This is a genomic window from Flavobacterium lacus (assembly GCF_003268815.1).
In the GTDB taxonomy this organism is placed as follows: Bacteria; Bacteroidota; Bacteroidia; order Flavobacteriales; family Flavobacteriaceae; genus Flavobacterium; species Flavobacterium lacus.
Map to the genome: position 1 here is coordinate 1 of NZ_QLSV01000025.1, position 9,344 is coordinate 9,344.

Annotated in this window: 3 protein-coding genes; 1 reads left to right on the forward strand and 2 read right to left on the reverse strand. The window is 37.4% G+C overall.

Annotated features, from left to right (window positions below):
* The coding region (locus tag B0I10_RS15405; protein WP_146740388.1) for a virginiamycin B lyase family protein at positions 1-6,422 on the reverse strand (6,422 nt) is incomplete at its 3' end.
* A gap of 177 nt (positions 6,423-6,599) precedes the next feature.
* Between B0I10_RS15405 and B0I10_RS15410 the strand changes: the two genes are divergently transcribed.
* A complete protein-coding gene (locus tag B0I10_RS15410; RefSeq protein WP_181456977.1) occupies positions 6,600-8,330 on the forward strand; it encodes an AraC family transcriptional regulator in 1,731 nt (576 codons plus the stop codon).
* Positions 8,331-9,048: 718 nt separating this feature from the next.
* On the opposite strand, the gene B0I10_RS15415 is transcribed toward B0I10_RS15410, so the two are convergent.
* On the reverse strand, positions 9,049-9,344 hold a 296-nt coding region (locus B0I10_RS15415), incomplete at its 5' end, for a T9SS type A sorting domain-containing protein (RefSeq protein ID WP_181456978.1).

Genomic DNA, 9,344 nt, shown 5'->3' on the forward strand with positions numbered 1-9,344 from the left:
TAACTCGTAGCTCCACTTACAGCAGTAACCGAATAAGTAGCTACGGTAGATTCAGCCGATAATACAGAAGGACCCGAAATCCAACTGATGTTGCCTAAACTCGGTACAATAGTCACGGTAACAGCAGTCCGATCACTCTCAACCCCAGAAACAGTCTGGGAAACATAATACGTACCCGTGGATAAAATAGTGGTAGTACCCAAAGCAACACCGCCTTCAGCAACAGTGTACCATTGTAAGGTAGTACCTACAGCTACTAAATCTGAGACGGTTGCTCCTTGACATAAGATTTGATCAGAAGCAGTTGGGGCAGTTGTAACGTTAACCGTTACCGCTACAGCAGTTCTTGGACTCTCGCAACTGTTTAAAGTTTGAGAAACATAATACATACCCGAAGATAATGCGGTTGTAGTTGGTAATGCTGTGCTTCCTGTTGAAGCTGCATACCATTGTAAGGCAGTTCCTATAGCCACTAAATCTGACACTGTTCCACTTGTACTGAATGATTGTGCAGAAGCCGTTGGTGCTTCAGTATTATTAACTGTGACATTTACCGGTACTCTGTTAGTCGATGATGCCTCTGTAATTCTTTTTATAGCATTATTATTAAAATCTGCCACTACTATTTTACCATCGCCTTGAATGGCTACTCCATAAGGAAAAGAAAATCCGGTACCCAATGTTTCTATATTAGTACCATCAACATTCATACGTTTAATAGCCATATTACCTTGATCTGCCAATACTATTTTACCATCGGCTTGAATGGCTACTCCAGAAGGAAAAGAAAACCCACTGCCCAAGGTCTCTACATTAGTGCCATCGGCATCCATACGTTTAATAGCATTATTAAATGGAACTGATACTACTATTTTACCATCGGCTTGAATGGCTACACCAAAAGGAAAAGAAAACCCACTGCCCAATGTTACTATATTGCTACCATCGGCATTCATGCGTTTTATAGCATTATTTTGTGAATCTGCCACTACTATTTTACCATCGGCTTGAATGGTTACTCCATAAGGAGAAGCAAAGCCGGTGCCCAATGTTTCTATATTGCTACCATCGGCATTCATGCGTTTAATAGCATTATTACCTTTATCTGCCACTACTATTTTACCATCGGATTGAATGGCTACTCCATAAGGAGAATTAAAGCCACTGCCCAATGTTTCTATATTAGTGCCATCAACATTCATACGTTTAATAGCATTATTACCTTGATCTGCCACTACTATTTTACCATCTGCTTGAATGGCTGCTCCAGAAGGAAAATTAAAGCTACTGCCTAAAGTAACTACAGATGCTGCTGTGCTTTGTTCTACATAATATGTTCCTGTTGCTAATGCAGTTGTAGTTGGTATTGCTGTTCCTCCTGTTAAAGAAGTATACCATTGTAAATCAGTTCCTGTAGCCACTAAATCTGCTACTGTTCCACTTGTACAGAAGGTTTGTGCTGATGCTATTGGGGCAGTTGTAACGTTAACCGTTACTGCTACAGCAGTTCTTAAACTCTCACATCCAGCAATGGTTTGAGAAACATAATACGTTCCTGTTTCTAATGCGGTTGTAGTTGGTAATGCTGTGCCTCCCGTTGAAGCTGCATACCATTGTAAGGCAGTTCCTATAGCCACTAAATCTGACACTGTTCCACTTGTACTGAATGATTGTGCAGAAGCCGTTGGTGCTTCAGTATTATTAACTGTGACATTTACCGGTACTCTGTTAGACGATGCCTCCGTAATTCTTTTTATAGTATGGTCCAATAAGTCCACTACTACTATTTTACCATCGGATTGAATGGCTACTGCATAAGGAAAAGAAAACCCATTGCCCAATGTTTCTATATTAGTGCCATCGACATTCATGCGTTTAATAGCGCTATTATCGGCATCTGCTACTACTATTTTACCATCGGCTTGAATAGCTACTCCAGTAGGTAAAGAAAATCCGCTGCCCAATGTTTCTATATTAGTGCCATCGGAATTCATGCGATTAATAGCATTATTAGCTGCATCTGCCACTACTATTTTACCATCAGCTTGAATAGCTACTCCAGTAGGATTAGAAAACCCACTTCCCAATGTTTCTACATTAGTACCATCGGCATTCATGCGTTTAATAGCATTATTATTTGAATCTGCCACTACTATTTTACCATCAGCTTGAATGGCTACTCCATAAGGAGAAGCAAAGCCGGTGCCCAATGTTTCTATATTAGTACCATCGGCATTCATACGTTTAATAGCATCGTTTCCAGTATCAACAATTACTATTTTACCATCTGCTTGAATGACTACGTCTTTAGGAGAAGAAAATCCGCTACCTAATGTTTCTATATTGCTACCATCGGCATTCATACGTTTAATAGTATTGTTTCCACTATCAACAATTACTATTTTACCATCGGCTTGAATGGCTACTCCAGAAGGAAAATTAAAGTCGCTGCCTATATCAACTACAGATGCAGCTATTATTTGTTCTAAATAATACGTTCCTGTAGCTAATGCGGTTGTAGTTGGTATTGCTATTCCTCCTGTTAAGGCAGTATACCATTGTAAGTACGTTCCTGTAGCTAATAAGTCTGAAACTAAAGCTCCAGAACAAAAAGTTTGATCAGAAGTAATTGGTGAACTGGTAGTGAAAGGCTCAACAACAATTTTAGTCGTAGCATTAACTATATGATACGGATTAATTGATTTAATAGTGTAAGTAGTTAATGGCGATAGCACTGTTGGTGTTCCTGTAATCTCACCGGTTACAGTTAAGGAAAGACCTGCCGGTAAACTTGGTGATACAGAATAACCAAATACGGTTGTTTTTGAAATAGCTTCACCTCCATATAAGATTCCATAAAGATCACCATTTAGCATTTCCATTGTGAAGCCTGCACCTGAGAATACGTTTGTTTGATAAAGTGTGGTAACATTTAAAGTTGATAAATCAATTTTTCGAATAAAATGTGAGGTACCCATATCAATTCCATATAAAGAATTATCTAATGGACTGTAAGTGTAACTCGCATAATTTGTAAAATACGCACTTGTTCCGTTACCATCAATACTTAAACCATTTGCACCGGTTGTACTATTTAAATTACCAGCGATCGTGGTTACAACTGCCGTTGGTGAAATCTTACGGATTAACCTTAAATCTACGACATACAAATTGTTTGAAGCATCAATAGCAATTTTGCTCGTAATTTGTCTAAATCGTGCAGAGTCGCCTGTGCCATCTACATTAAGTTGAGAAAACATAGTACCAGCCCAATTAGGGATGGGAGTTCCAAAAGTAGGAGAAGCACTATTATTTATACAAGGTATCTTTCCTATTGCTTTGCCGTTATTAATGTAAAAAATATTTCCCATTCCGTCTACTGCCGTAGGACCGTTTGGATATCCTAAAGACCCATCAATGATATTAGCAATAGTAGAAACAACACCGTCTGGTGTGATTTGCCTTAGTCTAGCTGACTGTTGCTCATTTCCACTTAACACATAAATATTTCCGGTAGTTTTATTTACTGCTATTGACGAGAATCCCATACCAATAGCTACCTCAAATTGAGCTGCTGTTCCTATGCCGTCATTAGATCCTGTGGTACCACCAGCTAAAATGGTCGTCACATTTGTAGCACGATTAATTTTATAAATAGTATTAATACTTGCATAATAAAAGAAATTATTATCGTGACTTAAAGCAAATTGTTTTGAGCTATTGGACGGAAATGAAGTAACAATTGTTGAAACACCGCTTAAACCTTGGGTTACACTACCTCCAGTGATCGTTGGTACTATAGGAGAACCAAGAAAGTTTTGAGCCAAATAATTTTCTTCCTGATAGGTAATGATAGGCACTGTAGGTATAGTCATAAAGCTTTGTTCACTGCCATAAGTTGTTCCTACACTATTCGTTGCATAAGCTCTTATATAGTATACTGTACCCGCAACTAAGCCTGTAATAGAACTTGTAAATGTACCAACAGATGGAGCACTGTCTACTATTTTCTGGTCAGCAATTGTTGGATTTGGATTTGTACTCCAACAAATACCTCTTTCTACTAGTGTGTTTCCGCCGTCGTTAGTGACATCACCTCCTGAAACAGCAGTTGTTTGAGTAACAGCAGTAGTGCCATTAGTACTGACAGTTGGTGCGGTATAAGCTAGTGTTGTAAATGAAAGTTCTTGACCATAAGCATAAACACCCCATTCATTTATAACAACCGCTCTCACGTAGTAAGTAGTGCTACTAAGTAAGTCATCGAACGCTAGCGATTGATTTCCAACTACGGCTGGTGATGGATGTATAACAGCGTTATCAAAAATAGTAGGTGATGGAGTTGTGCTCCATACAAAACCTGAATTGGATAACGAGCTAGAACCTGGCCCTAAAATTTGATAGTTTACAGTAGCTTGTGTATACTGGATGGAAGTTACGGATTGGGTGGATACAGTTGGTAGAACGGATGAATTGATTAGAAAAGTGCTTTCTACTTCATTATTATAATCTCTTCCCACTACTGTATGCCTTGTAGGTCCGTTTCGCAGTTGTAGGGATAAGTTGTCAATTGCATGCAAATCGTTGGAAAGACCGGTTCTTGCTTTGAAGACGTGCTTCCAAGTTGATTTATCAGAATTCGAAAAATTAGCAGGTAATGTTGTAGTAAAAATAGTTACTCCATCAATAGTTAAGGTCAAATCACCCATGTCAGTCACGTCAAGAACTACTTTTACAGATTTGCCCATCCAACTAGTATTGTTGGTATAAGCCAATAAAACAGAATTTAATGTTGTGCCTAGTGATTGATTGGAGGCAGGGTTATAAAAAATACGAATTCCTCTGTTGCTTCCGAAAGTAGCAAACGATACGGCTAGTTTGGTTCCGGTTCCTATTTCTGCTTGGGGTGAAGTAGCTGTAGCACTGGCATCCGGTGCAAAACTGTAGCTGAAACCATCAGCCGAGGTATTATCAGCCGAGGTTTTTGTAGTAATTAAATCGAAACTGACTTTTAGAGCACCAAAACCGTTACTTTCAAAAGGCTGAATTGTTATACCGCCTTTACTGTTATTTTGACGAGGCGTTAACTGCAAATAGTCTCCGATAACGGCCGCATTATCAGCCAAAGTAACGGTTTCGCCGGCAAGAAATTGTAATTGCGAAGTATTAAAATTATTTTGATAAACATTTTGCAAAGAAACTGCTGTTGGAGTTCCTGAAATCACACCTGTACTGGTGTTAAGAGAAAGACCGGTAGGAAGAGGCGGTAGAACTTCAAAACCACTGAGTTGTACTTTTTTTAATTGATGGTTATCGGTGTCGGCTATCAACAAAAAGCCACCTTCAATATCATAGAATATACCTGTTGGAAATCTAAATCGTGCATTAGAACCAGTTCCAATTTGATTGCCTGAATTATCAGTATTCCATAAAGTACCCGCAATGGTGGTAATTTTTCCTTGTGGAGTAATTTTCCGTACTTTATGATTCATACGTTCTACAACATATACATTACCCATACCATCAGCGGTTAAACTGTGAGGCTGGTCAATGAAACCAGTTGCTCCGGTACCATCAAAATTTCCTCCACCAAACGTACCACTGACAAATAGCGATACACTTGAACCACCTGATATTTTCTGAATGCGATTGCCATTAAATTCAGCAACATAAATCAAATCATTATTTACAATATGCACATCTGTAGGCCCGCTAAAAGTGGCAGAAGGCACAAAAGTAGAGACCGCAAAATTTGAAAGCATTACCTTTCTAATTCTATTATTACCAAAATCGGACACAAGCAAATAGGTATTGTCAGATGCTATCGCTAAGCCCCAAGGATTGTTGAATCTTGCCGCTGTACCGGTAGCATCGGTATAGCCAGAACTTACAGAACCAGCAATAACATTTACAGCATCACTTGTGTAGACATAAGTCGGTTCTTGAAGGGGATAATTAGCCCAATTTGTGTTAGGTATTCTAATAATTCGATGGGTATGGATAACGGCATATAAATCTCCATTATTAGAATTAATTACTAAATCGCGTGGTTCAAAATCTGTAAATTGGTGAACAGTCGTTACGACTCCTGTTGCACTAATCTTTCTAATTCTTTTTCCTTGAACTTCCGCTATATAGTAATTACCTGAGCGATCTTTTACTATACCTCTCGGGTTTTGAAAGCTTGAAGTACTGCTACTTGATGCGTTGGTTCCGCCAGAACTGCCTGTTCCGGCAAAAAGACTTACATCCCGATACGTACCTCCTTGAATCGTAATGCCACTTTGGTTAGGTACTAAAGTAGAAATGGGTTGTCCACGTACATAAAAACCCGGTGGATCATAATTGATGGTTTGAGCGTTCATCGAAATGAAACAAAACAAGAGTAAAATCTTGAAAATTTGGGGGAATTTCTTTTTCATCTAAAAAAATTAAGTTGGTTTATATTTTTAAAGTTGCAAAATTGCTTCTAAACAAAAAATTCAAGTTCACAAAAAAGAACTTTCTATTCTCAAAAAAAGAAAAATGCGTGATTTTAGTTGCTGTAACAAACCAATTAACTAGAAAGAAAAGTATTTTTGTATCTTAATCTCATGAACATGAAATGCAACTTTTTTTTTACTGTTTTGATTTCGCTTTTATCTTTTTTAGGGATGGCTCAAAAAGAGTTAGATAACAAACTCGAAAGTTACATTCGGAACGATGAATTTGATAAAGCCAAAGTGCATCTAAAAAATCGTTTACAAACAACGGGCAATGCAACCAATGACCAGTTTATTTATTACAACGCCAAAGCAAGTTTTGTTTACCTTAGACTTGGCATTTTGGATAGTGCCATGTATTATTCAAAAAATGCTTTAAAAAAACTTGATTTAGCTACAAAAGATCAAGTAAAATATGAAACATGGAAATCAATTGCTTACAGTTATTGCAAATATGGCAAAATTGATTCTGCGGCAATTTATACACATAAGCTTTATACCGCAGTGGATAAAACCGATAATTTTGAGATGATACGATATGCCAATATTTTAATGGGCATCATCTCATTTCAAAACAAGTTATTTGATGATAGCTTAAAGTATTACGAAAAAGCACTGGAGTCAACCAATAAGGCGCAAAATTATTCTAATTACAAAGTAGATTACTACAACCTTGGCTTAACACATTCCATACTAAAAAATCATCAAAAAGGTCTTGACTACCTTGCAAAGGCGGCACAATTAGCAGAAAAAAGTAAAGACAAAAGACTATTGTCACGAATTTATGGTTCAATGGCTGACAATTATTTAGACCAAGGGGATGATGCGAATAGAACCGTATTCTTAGAAAAAGCAAATGCCGTGGCTAAATCGATTGGCGATAAAAAATTAATGGCAATGGGCACGAGTCATCAACTGGAATGGGATTACAAAAAAGGAAATAATAAAAAAGCATATGCTGAAGGTGGCGAATCGATGGCGTCTTTGAAAAATCAAAACATGCCCCACCTGGAAATAAAAAACGATACACTAATGTATGTTTTGGCGAAAAAAAATAACCAAACCGAAAAAGCCCTGCATTACTTGGAATCGTTTACTAAAAACAAAATAAAACTTTTGGAACAGAATGGAAGAAAACAAATAGAAGAAATTAAAACGAAATACGAATTAGAAAATAAAAATCTAATTATTAACAATCAAAAACTCGAAATCGTTGCAGGTAAAAGGATTAACAAAATAACTTTGCTCATTATCACATTATTAGTGATTGTATTTTTCTTTTTAATTTATGAATACAGGAAGAAGAAAAAAATAATTCACCTAATTTATAAAAAAGAAAAAGAAAAGGATTCAGAAATCAAAATACTAAATGCGCGAATAAATTCATTAAGTGCTGAAAAAAACAAGGTGGAATATATTGAAATTAAGCAACAAAATCATCAAACTGGCTCAAATCGTGATGATGAAAACGAGATAACGTCTTTTGAAAAAACAGCAGAATTATTTGAAAAATTTATGACAACCTTAGAACAGCAAAAATTGTTTTTGAATCCTGAGTTGGATCAAAGCATGGTTGTTAAAATAGTAGGAACAAATAAAAAATACCTCTACGAATCAATCACCAAACATAGCGACTTAAACTTCCGAGGGATAATTAATCGATTGAGGATCAAAGAGGCTAAAAAAATCATTGAAAATAAATTAACCCAAAATGAAATGTTGAATATCTCAGACGTACATGCAGAATGTGGTTTCAATTCAAACTCCTCCTTTTATAGAACGTTTAAATTAACAACAGGTATTACACCAAATGAATATGCACTTGAGTTTAATAAAGAATTAGTATAGCAAATGCTTTATGTGCAGAATCATGGCAAAACTTTAAAAATATAAACCGTCACTATTCGATCACAACACCCCACTAATCGCTAGTTCAATACAGCAATGAACAAGCATAAATACTTAAAATAAGCACTTCATCAACAAAAAAATCATCTTAATACTGTAAAAAACCGCTTCAACCTTAATTGAGACAGTTTCTGAATTTCTCAGCACCTCAGTCCCTCAGAACCACAGCACCTTAGAACCTCAGTCCCTCAAAAAACCCGCCTCAACCTAAATTGAGACGCTTGTTGAATTTCTCAGCACCTCAGTCCCTCAGAACCTCAGCACCTCAAAAAACTCTCCTCAACCTTAATTGAGACAGTTGTTGAATTTCTCAGCCTCAGTCCCTCAGAACCTCAGCACCTCAAAAAACCCTCCTCAACCTTAATTGAGACAGTTTCTGAATTTCTCAGCACCTCAGTCCCTCAGAACCTCAGTCCCTCAGAACCTCAACCTCAGTCCTTCAGCACCTCAGCCCCTCAAAAAACCCGCCTCAACCTTAATTGAGACAGTTTCTGAATTTCTCAGCACCTCAGAACCTCAGAACCTCAGCACCTCAGTCCCTCAGAAAAATACCATCAAAAAAAAACCGCCTCAACCTAAATTGAAACGGTTTCTGAATTTCTCAGCCACTCAGTTCCTCAGAACCTCAGCACCTCAGCACCTCAAAAAAAACCAATACCTATCGCTTAATCATCTTAAAAGTTTGTCTCGTATCGCCTTGAGTGGCAATCGCCAAATACATTCCCGATGGATAATTTTCTCCGATGGTATGAGTGCCTATTTCACTTGAGCTAACCGCTCTACTCTCTAATAATTTACCCGTGATGTCATACACTTGGTAAGTGACACTTGAGTCAACTCCTTCCAGTGGCCGTAACACAAACGATGTGCTAAACGGATTCGGATACGCAACTAAAACCAAAGGACTTGATGGTGTACCCAATTGAGTTGATTCATCATCATCCATACTTGTTT

What these genes read in the sequence shown, in the direction of transcription:
- B0I10_RS15410 (WP_181456977.1), top strand. Translation starts at nt 6,600, where the DNA reads ATGAAATGCAACTTTTTTTTTACTGTTTTGATTTCGCTTTTATCTTTT.